This window comes from Pedobacter sp. MC2016-15 (assembly GCF_026239695.1).
Classification (GTDB): Bacteria; Bacteroidota; Bacteroidia; order Sphingobacteriales; family Sphingobacteriaceae; genus Pedobacter.
In genome coordinates this window covers 166,328-181,886 of the sequence record NZ_JAPIVS010000006.1, presented here as the reverse complement: position 1 = coordinate 181,886, position 15,559 = coordinate 166,328, and the positions used below count along the sequence as shown (strand labels likewise).

15 protein-coding genes are annotated in these 15,559 nt (G+C 43.8%); 7 read left to right on the top strand and 8 right to left on the bottom strand.

Features of this window, described 5'->3' with window-relative positions; all coding sequences use genetic code 11:
• The first annotated feature begins 83 nt into the window (after positions 1 to 83).
• From OQY15_RS17990 to OQY15_RS17980, 3 genes are read left to right on the top strand one after another with little or no spacing between them, the layout of a single operon-like run.
• Complete coding sequence (locus OQY15_RS17990; protein WP_265793298.1) at positions 84 to 338, top strand: hypothetical protein; 255 nt, start codon at positions 84 to 86, stop codon at positions 336 to 338.
• Positions 339 to 380: 42 nt separating this feature from the next.
• A complete protein-coding gene (locus tag OQY15_RS17985; protein ID WP_265793297.1) occupies positions 381 to 1,880 on the top strand; it encodes an ATP-binding protein in 1,500 nt (499 codons plus the stop codon).
• 46 nt (positions 1,881 to 1,926) lie between these two features.
• Positions 1,927 to 2,748: a glutaminyl-peptide cyclotransferase gene (locus tag OQY15_RS17980; RefSeq protein ID WP_265793296.1), complete on the top strand. Its 822-nt coding sequence runs from the start codon at positions 1,927 to 1,929 to the stop codon at positions 2,746 to 2,748.
• Here the strand turns inward: OQY15_RS17980 and OQY15_RS17975 are convergent.
• The gene (locus OQY15_RS17975) at positions 2,745 to 3,197 is read right to left on the bottom strand and encodes a GNAT family N-acetyltransferase (RefSeq protein WP_265793295.1); all 453 of its coding nucleotides are present in this window, start codon (positions 3,195 to 3,197) and stop codon (positions 2,745 to 2,747) included. The genes OQY15_RS17980 and OQY15_RS17975 overlap by 4 nt on opposite strands.
• Positions 3,198 to 3,323: 126 nt before the next feature.
• On the opposite strand from OQY15_RS17975, the gene OQY15_RS17970 reads away from it, so the two are divergent.
• The gene (locus OQY15_RS17970) at positions 3,324 to 4,310 is read left to right on the top strand and encodes a glycerophosphodiester phosphodiesterase family protein (RefSeq protein ID WP_265793294.1); all 987 of its coding nucleotides are present in this window, start codon (positions 3,324 to 3,326) and stop codon (positions 4,308 to 4,310) included.
• A 1-nt stretch (position 4,311) separates the two neighbouring features.
• Here the strand turns inward: OQY15_RS17970 and OQY15_RS17965 are convergent, their stop codons facing one another.
• Positions 4,312 to 4,692 carry a MerC domain-containing protein gene (locus OQY15_RS17965; RefSeq protein WP_265793293.1) on the bottom strand — a complete coding sequence of 127 codons (381 nt, stop codon included), beginning with the start codon at positions 4,690 to 4,692 and terminating at the stop codon, positions 4,312 to 4,314.
• Positions 4,693 to 4,913: 221 nt separating this feature from the next.
• Here OQY15_RS17965 and OQY15_RS17960 point away from each other — a divergent pair, with 221 nt between their 5' ends.
• Positions 4,914 to 7,946: a two-component regulator propeller domain-containing protein gene (locus OQY15_RS17960; protein ID WP_265793292.1), complete on the top strand. Its 3,033-nt coding sequence runs from the start codon at positions 4,914 to 4,916 to the stop codon at positions 7,944 to 7,946.
• A 35-nt stretch (positions 7,947 to 7,981) separates the two neighbouring features.
• Positions 7,982 to 8,359, top strand: coding sequence for a response regulator transcription factor (locus tag OQY15_RS17955; protein WP_265793291.1), 378 nt, complete (start codon positions 7,982 to 7,984; stop codon positions 8,357 to 8,359).
• A 40-nt stretch (positions 8,360 to 8,399) separates the two neighbouring features.
• On the opposite strand, the gene OQY15_RS17950 is transcribed toward OQY15_RS17955, so the two are convergent.
• The 3 genes from OQY15_RS17950 to OQY15_RS17940 all read right to left on the bottom strand — a co-directional run bounded on the left by OQY15_RS17950 (position 8,400) and on the right by OQY15_RS17940 (position 11,697).
• Positions 8,400 to 9,137: a DUF4397 domain-containing protein gene (locus OQY15_RS17950; RefSeq protein WP_265793290.1), complete on the bottom strand. Its 738-nt coding sequence runs from the start codon at positions 9,135 to 9,137 to the stop codon at positions 8,400 to 8,402.
• A gap of 160 nt (positions 9,138 to 9,297) precedes the next feature.
• Entirely contained in the window at positions 9,298 to 10,587 is a 1,290-nt protein-coding gene (locus tag OQY15_RS17945; protein ID WP_265793289.1) for an alpha-L-fucosidase, read from the bottom strand.
• A 48-nt stretch (positions 10,588 to 10,635) separates the two neighbouring features.
• On the bottom strand, positions 10,636 to 11,697 hold the full coding sequence (locus OQY15_RS17940; protein WP_265793288.1) for a DUF6588 family protein: 1,062 nt from the start codon (positions 11,695 to 11,697) through the stop codon (positions 10,636 to 10,638).
• 97 nt (positions 11,698 to 11,794) lie between these two features.
• Here OQY15_RS17940 and OQY15_RS17935 point away from each other — a divergent pair, with 97 nt between their 5' ends.
• Positions 11,795 to 13,288, top strand: a complete 1,494-nt coding sequence (locus tag OQY15_RS17935) for a glycosyl hydrolase family 28 protein (protein WP_265793287.1) — start codon at positions 11,795 to 11,797, stop codon at positions 13,286 to 13,288.
• A 53-nt stretch (positions 13,289 to 13,341) separates the two neighbouring features.
• Here OQY15_RS17935 and OQY15_RS17930 read toward each other — a convergent pair whose 3' ends face one another.
• From OQY15_RS17930 to OQY15_RS17920, 3 genes are read right to left on the bottom strand one after another with little or no spacing between them, the layout of a single operon-like run.
• On the bottom strand, positions 13,342 to 14,583 hold the full coding sequence (locus OQY15_RS17930; protein ID WP_265793286.1) for a hypothetical protein: 1,242 nt from the start codon (positions 14,581 to 14,583) through the stop codon (positions 13,342 to 13,344).
• 28 nt (positions 14,584 to 14,611) lie between these two features.
• Positions 14,612 to 15,085, bottom strand: coding sequence for a DUF4625 domain-containing protein (locus OQY15_RS17925; RefSeq protein ID WP_265793285.1), 474 nt, complete (start codon positions 15,083 to 15,085; stop codon positions 14,612 to 14,614).
• 10 nt (positions 15,086 to 15,095) lie between these two features.
• Positions 15,096 to 15,554: a DUF4625 domain-containing protein gene (locus tag OQY15_RS17920; RefSeq protein WP_265793284.1), complete on the bottom strand. Its 459-nt coding sequence runs from the start codon at positions 15,552 to 15,554 to the stop codon at positions 15,096 to 15,098.
• Between the last annotated feature and the right edge of the window lie 5 nt (positions 15,555 to 15,559).

Genomic DNA, 15,559 nt, shown 5'->3' with positions numbered 1-15,559 from the left:
TTTTTTATCTTCAAACTATAGGATGAAACAGTTGTTATACCCGCAATGCCAGACAAAGCAGTATAACACAAAACCTCAAAACTATGGAAGACATCAATAAATATCCGGAGAATGAAAAGCTGAATGATAACAGACCTGACGGTGATGAAGAAGAGGAACTGGAATTTGAAAACCCAAGTGTAGATCCTGGATTTGAGACTACTTATGACTCTGATGAAGAAACTCCATTACCGGATAATGAGGAAGGTAAAGCTGTTGATGACAACGCGAAGGGAAACGATGCACTGAATTATAACAATGACAGGGAAAACGGTACTTACAACCCTAAGAACATTTAGTAAATAGGGTTGAATTATTACTGATTAGACTGTTATATGGTTATGGAAAACATTCGGGCGGAACTGAGAAATGCAGAGGAGAGATACAGGATATTGTTTGAGAACATTCCTGGTGCTACAGCTATATACAGTGGGCTGGATATGGAAATTGTAATGGCTAACCCGGCAATGATTGGTTTCTGGGGTAAAGACAGTTCTGTCATTGGTAAAAGCCTTGTTAAGGCTGTTCCTGAGCTTGAGGGACAGCCTTTTATCAGCCTTCTTCAAAATGTATACCGTACCGGCGAAGCTTTCTCAGCCAAAGCAGCCGCAGCAGTTCTGGAGGTAAATGGTTTGTTGCAAACATTCTACTATGATTTTACCTATAGCCCGCTGAGGGATGTCAACGGAAATATAGAAGGCATTATCCACTCCGCTACAGATGTAACTGAGTTGGTTCTCGCCCAGCAAAAGATCGCAGCATCAGAGGAACGCCTTAACTTCTCCCTGCAGTCAGCAGCTATCGGTACCTGGAACTTCGACCTGTCACATGATTATCTCTTTCTGGATGCTCTTGGGCAGCAGCTTTTCGGTCTATGCGAAGAAGGGGGACTGTCATTCGAGGAAGTCCTCCAGAATGTGCATCCCGATGATGTGAGAGAGGTATACAATTCATTCATGAACACCTTCCATGCTGACAGCGACGGGAGTTGTGACTGCCGCTTCAGAATCATTACCCCGGATCAGGGAATCAAGTGGCTGCACTTTGTAGGTAAAGCTTTGTATGAGGATATTAAAACGATACAGCACTTTGCGGGCATCGTCACAGATATTACCAAAGAAACTGCTGGGATTGAAGCACAGCGTAAGCTGCAATACCAAAAAGATAACTTCCTGAGTATTGCCAGTCATGAATTAAAAACCCCTGTTACCAGCATCAAAGCCTATGCACAACTGCTGGAGAGGATGCTCAAAAAGGAGGGTGACTTACAAAAGGCAGATATGATGACACGGCTCACCGGACAAGTGGGCAAACTCACCATTTTGCTGGAAGATTTGCTGGATGTTAGTAAGATCAACAACAGCAGACTGGACTTCAAACGCGATTATTATTCCTTTAATGAAATCGTAACCGATAATTTGCGGGATATGGATTTTCAGGAAAACAAACATGCCATCGAGACGAATCTTAGTTTTATGGGCAATATTTTTTGCGATAAAATGCGGATCAGCCAGGTGATGAACAATCTGATCTCTAACGCAATAAAATATTCTCCGGACAGGGACAGGATTTTAATTACTACCGCACAGCGCAGTACCGACGTAGTTTTTAGCGTACAGGACTTTGGGATTGGCATCAGCAAGGAAAATATTGAGCGGGTGTTCGACCAGTTTTACAGGGTGAGTACTGCAGAGGCATATTCTTATCAGGGTATGGGACTTGGATTATTTATCTCTGCTGAAATCATCAGGCAGGAAGGTGGTAAAATATGGGTAGAGAGTGAAGAAAACATCGGTTCTACCTTCTGTTTCTCCCTGCCCCTCCACAACAATATCAGATAATATTGATATATTTCCCAGGTTTTACACACGTTGAGATCAGCATATCATGTATAAAAAATATAGCCTTTTGCTTGGGGTAGCTTTTTTTGCCCTTCTTTCCTGCCAGAATAAAAAATCAGAAACACAAAGCACTGCTGCCACTGCAGACAGTAACCCCGCTCCGAAAGTGCTGACTTACAAGGTAACGGGTACTTTGCCCCACGATACAGCTGCCTATACTGAAGGTTTTGAACTCAAGGGCAGCAAACTATATGAAGGTACCGGCACCTTAGAAAATTCATTTATCTCTATTGCTGATACCGCTACAGGAAAAGTACAGAAGAAATATCCCATGAAGGATAAAACAGTATATGGTGAGGGAATTTCGATTTTGGGCAACCAGCTGTTTCAGCTTAGTTATCAAAACCATATCGCTTATGTCTATAATCTAAACGACCTGAGCAAAAGCGTGGGTACTTTCAAGTGGCCTTATGAAGGTTGGGGAATGACCAATGATGGTAAAAATCTCTATGTTAGTGTAGGCAGTTCCATTATTTATAAGCTTGACCCCCAGTCATTCGCTGTAGTCGGGCAAATTCAGGTGACCGATGATCTGGGCACCGTAGATAACCTGAATGAGCTTGAATATGTTGATGGGTTTATCTATGTCAATAAATGGCAGACTACAAAGATATTAAAGGTAGATGTTGCGACCGGCAAGGTGGTGGCAACCATTGACTGCTTCGGTTTACTTTCTGAATACGCTCCGGCTTACACACCAAAATCTGAAGATAGTGTGCTTAACGGGATTGCATGGGACAAGACCCATCAGCTTTTATATGTGACCGGAAAGAACTGGCCGCTGATCTTTAAACTGAAGCTGGATTAAAACGGACCTCCAAGTTTCATGGACAGTATAGGAAAAGGCTTTCCGATAGCATCTTTGGCAGAACGCTCTGTGACTTCAAAGCCGAGGTGCCTGTAGAAATCGCAGGCTTTAGTGTTCTGTTCATTAACATCTACCTCTGTAATGTGCAAGTGCTGATAAACGTAATTGATCAGTGCAAGGCCGATGCCCATTCCATGCGTCTCAGGCAGCACAAATAACAGGCCTATGGAAACATCAGTAACCCCGATAAATCCAAGAAGCTGATGATCGTCGTGTATACCAAATAAGCGGAGCTCATCAAGGTACGTATCACTGATTACCGACTTATAAACCTGGATATCGGCTTCTTTTAAAAAATCATGGCTGGCGCGAACGGAGGTTTCCCACACTTGCAAAATTCTGGGATAGTCATTGGTCTGTAGTTTATCAATCTTATAATTTCTGAACATCGGCTAAAATCTGGTAACATCTCAGCTGATTCAATTTTTATGCCTAATCATATATTGATGATTTAATATTTCCTTAACCTGTGTCAAACAGGATGTTCATTAGTTTAGCGGCCAAAACTAAGAACGATGAAAAGATCAATACTTACTATGAGTGCGGCGGTCCTGTTTGCAGGAACTGCTTTCGGACAACAAAAAATAGATGTCCAGGGACACCGCGGCGGTATGGGGCTGATGCCGGAGAATACCATCGCTGCTATGCTGAATGGTGTAAAGCTGGGTGTAAAAACACTGGAACTAGATGTGGTAATTTCCAGCGATGGCAAAGTTGTGGTTTCTCACGATGCTTACATGGCCTCAGACTTCATGCGTAAACCGGATGGTTCTGATGTCAGTAAGGAAGAGCAGATGGGAATGGCACTGTACAAAATGACGTACGACAGTATCAGCCGCTTTGATGCAGGCAGCAAACCACACCCGCATTTCCCGCAGCAGGTAAAAATGAAAACTTACAGGCCACTATTGGGCGATCTGATTGACAGTGTAGAAACATATGTGAAAAAGAATAAGCTGAAGCCTGTTTATTATAACATTGAAACAAAAATATCTCCTGCAGGAGATGGTATTTACAATCCAAAACCGGATGTTTTTGTGAACACGATGATGGACGTATTACGTACAAAAAATCTGGGCAAACGTTTAACCATTCAGTCTTTCGATATCAGAACACTGCAGATCCTGCATAAAACTGAACCTAAAATCAGGCTTTCACTGCTGGCTTTCGGAAAGATGGATCTCAGTTCAGAGTTGAAGAAACAGGGGCTGGACTCAGCTGGTCTGAAAAAGGTTAAACAGGCAATTCTGGCTTACGGAAAAGGTGGGGTAGATGCAGACTTGCAAAAATTGGGTTTTACACCAGACATTTACAGTCCATATTACACCTCTGTTGACAAAGCGATGGTAGAGAAGGTACATGCGAAGAAAATGCAGATCCTGCCATGGACTGTTGATGAAGTGAAGGATATGGAAGCTTTAGTGGCATTGGGAGTGGATGGTATCATCACTAACTACCCGGACAGACTAGTGAAAATCTCTGGAAATTACCAGACAAAATAAATTACTGATGTTTGCAACTGCGGCTGTACCTCCAGTTTAACAGGTGGGCAGCTGCAATTGTAAATCCTCCGAGCGGTATCATTACCGCCTCCAGCTCTTCAAATACGAAATGCCCCACTCCAATCAGCAGAAATCCCAGCACCAATACCAAAACAGGTAAAGCCTTTTGGTGTTTCGGATAGGAGAGGCGAAGTGATACAACGCCTACTACCAGGGAAAGACAAATCATCACAATTTCTACCCAGCTGTTTGCCAGAAATTCAAGTCCTAGCAGAGGCAAGGCTGTGATCGCTAAGGGCAAAGCTGCACAGTGTATCGCACATGCAATAGAAGCTGCCATCCCCAGGTGATCCAATCTGTCATGTTTTGTAAATGATTTCATGCTGCAAATGTAAATGCAATTGCATTGCTTTTATATTTCCGGCAGAGATATTTGGCCCCATACAGGGTTTTATGACTATGAAATTATGAATATCCCCTTTAAAGGGGATAGATCCCCCCTTAAATAATTTCTAATTTTCCCAATATTTTTAATGATCCTCCAGGGCTATATTTACCATGTATCTGAGACTTTTTTTTATTGGCATCCTTTTGTCTAATACTGTGTTAGCACAAAATTTTGGTCCATATTTCACGAAAATAGGTACTGAGCAAGGCTTGTCACATAAAAAGATCAACTGCATTCTTCAGGATAAACGCGGATTTATGTGGATCGGTACCGAGGATGGGTTAAACCGCTATGACGGAAGGTATTTCAGTGTTTTCAGAAGTACCCCAAATGTATCTTCGGGTCTTTCAGGAAACATCATCACAGATCTTTGTGAAGACAAAAACGGGGTACTGTGGATTGCTACCAAAGATGGGGGCATCACCAGATACGATTACAGGCAGGCTCCTCTCAAGCAGTTTAAACAGTATAAACACGATGTCAATAATCCCGGGAGTATTCCCGAGAATGGGATCAACAAGATTATCGAAGACAGACAGGGCAATCTATGGCTGGCTACCAGTCATAAGTTTACAGTACGGTTTAATAAAAGAACAGAAAAGTTTGATCCGCCAATTAATGATGAAGGCTCATGGGCTATCCGCTCATTTGCACTCGATCATGATACCCTCTGGGTGGGCAGAGAAGGAAGAGGTTTGCTGCAGATCAATACCCGTACGCTGGCCTGCAAGGAAGATGAGCGTTATGCCGACTTATATGCTAAACTGCCTCACAATACCGTAACAGCTATATTTAAGGATAAAACCAATGCCTTCTGGCTGGGCTCCTGGGATAATAAGGTATACCGTTACAGTCCCCGCAATCAGTTGGCACTGGGCGGCCATCCTGAAGATGCTCCTGCAGGTATTCCTGCGGATGAGATGGTATCCTTTGCTGAAGATGATCAGGGGCAGGTATGGATGGCCGGCAGGAATACCGGTATATCTGTGTATAACCGCAGTACAAAGCAGGTTCATCAACTGCGACACCGTCCCTTTGTGGAGGGAACGATTACCAATGACCATACCAACGTGGTGTATATTGACCGTAATGGCGTTGTATGGGTAGGAACCGATAATGGATTGAACAAGTACAATCCTCTTTTTGCCTCCTTTGAACAGCACTGGTTGCCAAATGCCAATGATAAAAACATGATAATCTACGATTTTTATAAGGATGAACATCAGAAATTATGGATCGGCACCAATGAAGGTATTTTTACCCGTGAGGCAGGCAGTACCACCTTTCAATACAGGATGCTGGTTTACAAAAACCAGAAATTAGCAGTAACAAAGTTTTTTATTGATCAGGACAAAACCTTTTATATCGGTACAGACTATACGCTGTTTAAATATCATCAGGAATCCAATACCGTAACGCCGCTGCCAAATACAGATGCTGATCCTGTCATGAGCAAGTTGTTCAGTTCCAGAATTGTTTCTATCGTGAGGGATACCATCGACCGTCATCCTGTGCTTCTGGTGTCACCCTTCGGGCATTTTCTCGCCTACTATGATCTCAGGGAGCAGCGATGGATTTCAAGATCTGACACCACCAAAAATATCCTCAGCAGATTCGATATCAGGGATAACCTGATTGGTAAATTGTATGCAGATCAGGGCGGTCATACCTGGCTGGCTACCTATAAGGCCGGACTGGGGAACTGGGCAGGGGGCAGGGCCTCACTACCCATAAAATATTATTCCAACGAGGTTAAAAACAAGTATTCACTCAGTAGTGATCATGTATCTGATATCCTCGACAATGGCAAGGGCAATTTCTGGATCAGCACCTATGGTGGTGGATTAAACTTCTTCAACACTAAAGAAGGTAAAATTACGCATATCGGTGAATCTGCGAATCTCATTGAGGGCATACAATCCGATCGCAGCAATAATTTATGGATGGTCTGCAACGGGCATATTCATAAATATGAGGTAGGTTCAAAAATCTATTCCAGCTATGAGCTGCCCTGTCTGCAAAGCTCTGAGGGCTTGAGGGGATATATTTACAAAGACAGGCAAGACAACCTCTATGCTGCAGGGATCAATTACTTCATCACCTTTAATCCCGTGAAGGTTGCGCGGATAGTTCATGATCCGGAGGTGTTTTTTACAGATTTCAAAATCTTTAACCGTTCGTACAGCCACTGGCTCAATCTCAAAACTATTGTTCTGAATTACTCACAGAACTTTTTTTCTATAGAATTTTCGGCTCCGGAATACACCGGCGATAATGTCACCTATTCCTATATGCTGGAGGGGGCAGATAAATCATGGATCAGGGCTGGTAAGCGCAATTTTGCCAATTACTCCAATTTGTCGGGCGGCACATACACATTTAAGGTAAAGGCCAGCAACTGGAAAGATAACGACCGGCTGAATTATAAATCGGTTAAAATTGTAATTAATCCTCCGTTCTGGTTAACATGGTGGTTCCCGGTACTGATTCTTTTCCTGATCTCCACCATCGCTTACTTCCTCTACCAGTATCGGGTAAATAATCTGCTGGAGCAGCAGGCGATCAGGAATGGTATTGCGCAGGACCTCCATGATCAGATTGGCTCTACCCTGAGCAGTATTTCTGTGTACAGTGAGGTGGCACGAATTTACCAGGGACAGGAGAAAGCAAATCAGTTGCAGAACATCCTGGAAACGATCAGCCTTACGGCAAATGAGATGATCAATGATATGGCAGATATTGTCTGGGCAATCAACCCCAAGAACGACCATCTGAACAGCATTATTTCAAGGGTTGAAAACTTTGCCCGGCCTCTATGTAAGGTGAAAAACATCAACTTCAGCTTTAAGCATAATGCGAAGATCCAGGAGAATATCGCTACTACTGCAATCCGCAAAAATCTCTATCTGATTTTAAAAGAGTCGGTAAACAATGCGATCAAACATGCCGATTGTAAAAATATTGAGGTGGAGCTGAAGGTCAACAATGATATGATTGAGGTGGAGATCCGGGATGATGGTATTGGTTTCGTATCGGATGCCGATTATAGTGGCGATGTAACAGGTTCAATGGGAGGGAACGGGATGAATAATATCAGGTTACGTGCGGAAGAGTTAAAGGCAAAACTTTCTGTACAGAGTGCCCCTGGTTTAGGAACAACCATTCGTCTGCTGCTTAGAATAAAATAGAATTAACGTATTTATCATATAATTAAACCAACGACATGAGGACTCGTATAGCAATTTTTGATGATAACAAAAACATTCGGAACAGCATTGTTCTGCTTCTAAGTACAGACCCTATCTTTGAAATAGTGGGCACTTTCGGCATGGCCGGCAATTTACTTGAAAAGGTGTCACAGTGCCGGCCAGATGTGATACTGATGGATATCGAAATGGCCGGGATCGATGATACGGCCATGCTCAGGAACTTAAAAAAAGCGCTGCCCCACATATATATTCTGATCCAGACAGTCTTTGAAGATGAGGAACGGATTTCTAAACTGCTGCAGGCGGGAGCTTCGGGATACATCCTGAAAAGCGGCCTCAACCAGAGTTTACGCCAGACCATTATTGCACTAAAAGAAACAGGCCATCTATAATCATAGATGACCTGCTTATCGGGATTATATTTGGTTCTGATTACTGTGCAGGCTTGTTTACGATTACGCCCAGTGCCAGTTGTGAAGCTGCCGACTGAGCGGCAACCTTTCCTTTGGTACCTACTCCCCACAGCGTGGTAAACTGGCCTTCGGCAACACTCACATTTTTATTGGTTGCCACAATATTTTTTGTGCCGGTTTCCCTGAGAGCGAAAGTAGCCCCTGCAACAGGTTCAATTTCCACGAATTCAGAGAATTCCTTAAATTCAGTACCTACGGTTGAGGCTACTGCTTTACCATTGATCAGCAGGTCCAGGCTGCCGGCATCCGGGCTCAGGTTTACAAAACGTATCTTGGCTTTCTTAGGGGCAATGGTAGCCAGGTCATCCGGAATCAGCAGACCAGTAGCTTTAGATGTTGAAGTTTCAGGCACCAGATAAAAGGATGCGCTGTTGCCTGCTGTAACATTTAGCTTACTGCTCAGGATCACATTTTTACTTCCCTGTTCCGTTACAGTCAGCGTTTGGCTTCCTGAGGGGATGGCTGTGTATGCTGTTGATTTCCTGTAAGCCAGCGGGGTGCTGCTCAGCACTTTGCCGTTCACTTTGATCACGTATGCCGGATTATTAAAAATACCATTGATGACTTTTACTTTGGCTTGCTTCAGTGATAGAAGATCAGTGTCATTCCTGAATGAGCTGCCGATAATTACTGTACCTACCAGCAAGGCAACCGCTGACAGCTGAAGTAGAGAGAGGTTTTTTTTTGAGAATTTCATGATTTTATCTGTTTTTATAAGATGCATAAATGTGCCCGGGATGATTTATTTCATCTTGGTGCATTGATGTTCATTACAAAAGAGAGATTTCTCTCACTGAAAAAATATCCCCAATAAAGGGGTATTTTAATTCCCGTCAGATAACACTTCGTGTCATTTCCTATAAGAGTTGTATAATGGTATCATAAGGAAGTGATTTAACCCCATCCAGGTATACAAAAACACCTTCGTCCTGCTGTTTATACTTAACTGCCGTTTTTGTACCCAGCAATACTGCCTTGCTGATTTTTCCTTTTAGTTTAGGAATAAAAATGTAGTTCTCCTGTGGCCAGACTAAAATATGAACATACGAAGTCTTGTTTTTATGTGTCATCACTCCCCAGGGCTGCGGAGCAATCACATTTCCGCGTGTACCATAGATACTCTCGCCATTCTGCTTTATCCATTTACCTACGATTGCCATGGTATCGGTAAACTCAGACTGTATTTTTCCATCCGGCATCGGGCCGATGTTGAGCAGGAAATTCGCGTTTCTTCCTGCCGCACCTACGAGGTAGTGGATCAGTTGTTTCGAAGATTTGTAGCTGTTATCGGAAAGATCAAAGCCCCAGCTTTTGTTGATCGTTTCACAGGTTTCCAGGGGCAGCTCTCCAATTTTGGCCTCACCGCTAAATCCGGTCAGGTTATTTCCCGGAAGATCCTTTTCAAACATTTGAAAATCTTCTCCTGGTTTAGGTTCAAGGTGGTGGTTGTTACCTACAAGGATCGCCGGGTTCAGCTTGTGGATTAAGCCGTAGATCTCATCATAATGCCAGTTGGCCGTTTTGCGTTCCCAATGACCGTCAAACCAGATGCCCTTTACGCCGGGATATCTGGTGATCAGCTCCGTAAGCTGCTTTTTCATAAAGGAGATATAACTATCCCAGTCGCCATCAATGGGTTTGCCATCAACAATCCTGCTGCCAAAGGCATAATCCGGACGGCCCCAGTCGAGCAGCGAGTAATAGAAATGAAGCTGTATACCCTCTTTGGCACATTCTTTCGCCAGCCCCATCAGCGGATCTTTTTTGTAAGGTGTTGCATCCACAATGTTATAGGGCGATTCTTTGGTGCCGAACATGCTGAAGCCATCATGGTGCCTCGATGTAACAGTAATGTATTTCATACCAGCACTCTTCGCAAACTTTACCCAGTCGCGCGCACTGAAAGACTGCGGGTTAAAAAAATCTGCCAGCCTTTTATAGTTTTTGTAAGCGATATGGTCATTGTTCATCACCCATTCGCCCCGGCCCAGTTCACTGTAAATGCCCCAGTGAATAAAGAGGCCGAATTTGAGGTCCTGAAAAGTGTTTCTTGCAGACAGGTTGCTGGCAGAAGGAGTGTAGGTTTGTGCATTCATCTGCAGGGTAAGTGCCAGACAAAAGCTAAGTATTGTTAATAGTCTTTTCATTAGTTTATTTTGTGGTCGGGTTGATAACCAAAAATAAAATAAATCTACTTAGATACCAATGCCTATACCTGCATTTACCAGTGAATATCGTTCTGCCAAACCGTATGAAGCAAAAATAGTCAGTACCGGGAATTTAAGCTGAAAACCCATGTCTGCGCGGAAGCCCTTTACATGCGTCAGGTCTATGTTAACAGGGTCGGTATAGGTAGTGTAAGACAGCTGGTCGCCCGAAACTCCCGTTGGAATAGGGAAATTCCCTTTGATACCAAACTCCGTTTTTGAAGTGTTGTATCCCACAGCTACATATGGCGTGAAAAAAGACAGCTGTTTGGAAAGTATCATCTGTACCAGATAATTATCAAAGTTGCCATATACTGCCTGGTTGCTAAAATCCTTCACCTGTTCAGGATCTTTAGGCACTGAACCCTCCAGAGGCTGTAAGTTGAGCCCCTTTTCGTATTGCACCCTGTTGTAGCTCAGCGCGAAGGCCAGATCGAAAGGTTTACGGTCTCCTTCGCCGCCGGCAATGTCGTCCATGATGTTATGTTTGATTCCGAAACCGTAGGTAGATACAGATCCAAAATCATTATTCAAGGTAATCTTAGGGGCCCAGCGCACCGTAACATCGGTATTCAGGACCAGCCCCAATGTTACCTGAAGCTGCGGTGAGGGTACAAATCCCCGTAACACACCCGGAGGCAAATCAAATGATGTGATTTTGTTTCCGAAGTCATCAAAGAGGTTCATGAGAGGGCCGTTGTTTCCTGTGTTCCCACTAAACGTAGGCGACATCACATTCGCAGGATCTGCAGGTTGCAGGTGATTGGAGAGCCCGATTTTTGTGACATCAAATGAGCGTGCCGATTGAGGAACAACTACAGCAGTTCCGGTCACCCTGATGTCGAAACGTAAAAACCCCATTGTCTTGGCGGTGTTGGTCCAGCCGCTGTTCATTCCGAGTCCAAATCCTTTAAAAAGAGGATCTCCATAGGCACTGACCAGTCTGGCTGCATCAGAAGGACCGGCTTGTAATAATTGTTCAAACCCGATTTGGGCATAGGACGATAGCGATGCAAAGAGGACAAGGAAGGAGAGAAGGAGTTTTTTCACGGTTTCTGAATCTATCTTTAGTTAACATGTACGCCAACGGTATTGTTTTTAAATGAAAATTGAGAATTAATAGATAAATCACCATATTGAAATCGATATGAAGACAAAACTTTTAATACTGTTATATATTACTTTCAGTATACCTGCAATTGCTCAAAAACGTTTGAATATAAAAGACTTCGGCGCCAGAACAGGACTTGATTTTAACAACGCGTCAATTATTCAGGAGGCGATAGACCAGGCATCTGCAAGTGGCGGTGGAATCGTAACGGTACCGGAAGGCAATTACCTCAGCGGGCCCCTGGTTCTTAAAAGTAATGTGGAGCTGCATTTGGAAAAAAATGCAATTTTGTGGGGAAGTGCCAAACGTAATGATTACACCGCTGGTAAAATGGCAATCATTTCTGCTGTTGGGCAACATCATATACGCATCAGCGGGAAGGGAACAATCGACGGACAAGGCAGGGAGCTGGTGCAAAACACGCTGCTGCTTTTACGCGCCGGCGAGATCCGGGATCATGAATGGCTGGCAAAACGCCCCGGAGAGGACAACCGCACCAATCTCATTTATTTTAAGGGCTGTAAAGATGTCAGCGTCACTGGTATCACCCTCAAAAACGCCTCTTCATGGGTACAGAATTACAAAGAATGTGAGGGTGTAGTGATTGACAGCATGACTGTCAACAGTATTTGTTACTGGAATAATGATGGTATTGATATCGTAGATTCCAAAAAAGTAAGGATCAGCAATAGCTCTTTCAATGCCGCTGATGATGCGATTTGTTTGAAATCGGAGATCAGCGCCGGCAGCTGTGAAGATATACTTGTAGAAAACTGTACGCTGAGATCCAGTGCCAGCGGGTTTAAGCTGGGTACCGGCTCTGTTGGAGGATTCAGGAAGGTCACCGTAAAAAATCTTACTGTTTTTGACACCTACCGTTCTGCCATCGCCCTGGAAACTGTAGACGGGGCTTTTCTTGAAGATGTTGACATTGATGGCGTAAATGCGAAAAATACAGGAAATGCCATATTCATCCGCCTGGGGCACCGCAATAAGGACAGCAGGTTTAGTACTTTAAAAAACGTCAGCATCAGGAATGTGAAGGTTGAAGTTCCTGCCGGCAAGCCTGATATCGGTTACCCAATGGAAGGACCCCTGCCGAAAGTTAGTCCTCATAATCTCCTGCCGGCATCAGTTACGGGCTTACCGGGACATGAGGTAGAAAACGTGAAACTGGAGAATATTGAGATTGTCTATGGAGGCGGAGCCAGCAAAGAACGCGCTTTTGTAAGCCTTGATGCCCTGGACAAGGTGACTGAAAATGAGGCTGGCTACCCGGAATTTACTATGTTTTCAGAACTGCCTTCATGGGGATTATACACCAGGCATGCTAAAAATATGACGATCAGCAATATTAAGTTGCGCCTCAGGGGAGAAGATTTCAGACCCGCACTGGTATTTGATGATGTCAAAAAACTTTCTCTGGACAAGATCGATATTCCGGCGGAGAGCAGCGCTGCTGCCATTATTGTTAAAAACGTGGAGGGGTTAAAGTATCAGAACAGCAAAGCTGCGGTTAAGAAAATATGATCAAAAACCGGCATCATTGATGCCGGTTCCGAACTTAACTAAACAAATGATCATTAATGATCATGCTCTTCACTGCTTTCAAATCCAAGCAAAGCTAACCTTACCGGTCTCGATGAAACTTTGTGTTTCGTCACTTTACTGAAATCTTCAAGACTCACCTGATGCACTTCTCCTGATGAAGGCACTGCGATGTATGCATATTTTGCGGTAGCTTCCAACACTGGTTTATAAGTGTCAGCTGCATTCACTGCGGAGATTACGTTGCCTTCTTTTTTCAATGCTGCTGTTGCCAGATCGTAAATACGTAGTTTTCCATCTGATGTTAATACCAGTAAGTTTTTGCCGGCATAATCCACCTTTACCTGGAAAGCATCTGCACCAGCATAGATTGGTGTGATTTTGTTGCCGGTAATATCAATCAGGTAAGCTCCTTTTGTAGCTACATAACCGATGAATTTCTTCGCTGCTGCTGCATAATAGATGCTGCCTAAACGAAATGCACCAAATCCCTCAGGATTAGGAATCATGCGTTGTTCTCCCGTAGCGCTCACCACCAGGGCCCCACCTGCGGTTGCAGCGGCAGAAGTGAAAGCACCAAATACAGCCACGTTGCCATCACTGGCATTACCATGGATATTACCAACCTCCAGCGTAGAAGCAAAGGCTGTGCTACCGGTTTTAGTGATGACTTTAACCCGGTTGGGAGAAACCCCACTGGCAGGCGAAACTGTTACGGCATAGTTGCCATTGTTAAATTGTGCCATTGCTCCGTGATGTGGTAACAGACCTGCGTTGATGATGCTGAATGTAGCGCCTGCCCTGTTGAAATCTGCATCGTTACCCAAACTTAAAGTACCATCACCGTCATTAAAGATCAGTGATTCCGTGCCTTTGCTTTTGAAGTGTGTTGGCTTTAAACCCGTTGCGGTAATATTACTCCATTGCGGTGCACGGTCTACATCCACATGGTCATCATGCGAAAGCAGTCCGCTATCGAACACCTCTGCCAGGTTTTGCGTACCATAAAGCACTGCAGCATAACGGCCGGAGGCGGTTCCATAAAGATTCGCTAATGGGAACTTTCCATTAAACGCTGCAATAGCACCTGTTGAAGGGTCAAGCAGATTGATCTGTGTAGTAAGCTCATCGCTGACCAGCACACGTACAAATTTAAATTCCTTTGCGGCATCTTCTACCTCAGGTGGAGTGACGTCATTGTCCTTTTTACATGCTGTAAAAGCTGCTGCAAAAGTTAACAGCAGTACTAGTTTTTTTAGGTTGTTTTTTGTGTTCATAAATTATGGGATTTTCTATGTTTAAATTTTAGATTACTTTGATGCTCAAACCTTTGATTGTTTGCCATCCCTCTTTATCAGTCAGTCTGATCATAAAGTGATAATCACCGGCGTCAACATCAGCGGGTATGGTAATCTCCTGCTGTACCTCAAAATTTGCCAGTCCTACCGGGATCGGATAACTCTGGATCAGGAGAAAGGGCTTTACAGGTGTTTTTACGACATCCATCGTGCAGCTTTCTACTTCGGTACTATGGGTATGATGGTCAAAGTTGTGATGGATATCTACGCTCACTGATCCCAGCGTTGTATTGTCGCTCAGCTGTGCACGGAACGTAAATTTCTCCCCGCGTTTCACCGTGCTGCACTGTTTAGGAAAGGCTCCGGTGCTGCTGATGTCAATGACAGGATATTCCGTGTCAATTTCTTGTGTGCTGTCCTTTTTACATGCTCCCACAAGAAGCAGGGCAATCATTGACAGATAGATAAATGGATTTCTCATATGATGGTGTTTAGTGACTAATTGGTATTTGCGGTGCGTTGGCTTCTGCATAAATAGTAAGGTTCTTTTTAAGCTCCAGCTTGCTGCCATTCTGGTCATTGACGATGATTATGAAATCAAACTTTCCTTCGGCGGCATCTGTGGGAATGTAAAAGTGTTTGTGTACGGTAGCATTTTTTGCATCCTTATAGGTATCCCATGTGATTTCATGGCTCCATGGTTTTGTATAAGTTTCGCCGCTGCGGGGCTGGATCTTTACCTGTACATTTTCTATCTTACCTGAAACAAGTATGTCTGCATTGAAATGGAAATCTTTACCGATCACACCTATTTCGTTGTTATTCAGGCCAATTTCCAGGTTCTCAATTGTTGGCTGCGCCAGGTCAGGACTTTCTTCATTGTCTTTCTTGCAGGCAGTAAAGCTGCTGATGATCAGCAGAAAGGCTGCGATGGTAGTTGTTCTTTTCATATATG